This is a genomic window from Vibrio sp. 2033 (assembly GCF_033339735.1).
Genome location: NZ_JAWOVC010000662.1, coordinates 1 through 559, shown reverse-complemented (window position 1 = coordinate 559; position 559 = coordinate 1). Strand labels below are relative to the sequence as shown.

Genomic DNA, 559 nt, shown 5'->3' with positions numbered 1-559 from the left:
TATTGAAGCTGGTGACATCACATACAAAGATGTGTTGACCGTGCAGCCATTTGGCAACATGCTTTCTTACGTCGATATGTCTGGTCAAGAAGTCTTGGATTACCTAAACATTGTTGCAACCAAGCCAGTTGATTCAGGTGCTTACGCGCAGTTCGCGGGTATCTCTATGCGTATTGAAAATGACAAAGTCACCAATGTATTTATCGGTAACAAGCAACTGCGTTTAGATGGTCGCTACCGCTTCACGGTGCAAAGTTACAACGCTTCTGGTGGCGATGGTTACCCTAAAATTGATACGCACCCTGGCTACGTCAACACAGGTTTTACCGATGCAGAAGTCTTGAAAGACTATCTAGAAAGCCATAGCCCAATTGACGTTAACGAATACGCACCTTCTGGTGAGGTGATGTACCAAACAAACAATGTGGTCAATCAATAGAGTTTGATTGCGAAAAAGCGTTTGACTCAAACTCGCTGATATCATTAACTAAAAGCGCAGCTCCCATTGATGGGGGCTGCGTTTTTTATTTTTATAAGGAGAATCTTGATGACTCCGGCC

At 43.6% G+C, this 559-nt stretch carries 1 protein-coding gene; it reads left to right on the top strand.

The features are described 5' to 3' along the window. Nucleotides 1-439 (top strand): 5'-nucleotidase C-terminal domain-containing protein (locus R7P74_RS28360; protein WP_318124020.1); only part of this gene is annotated, 439 nt, incomplete at its 5' end. Nucleotides 440-559 lie beyond the last annotated feature (120 nt).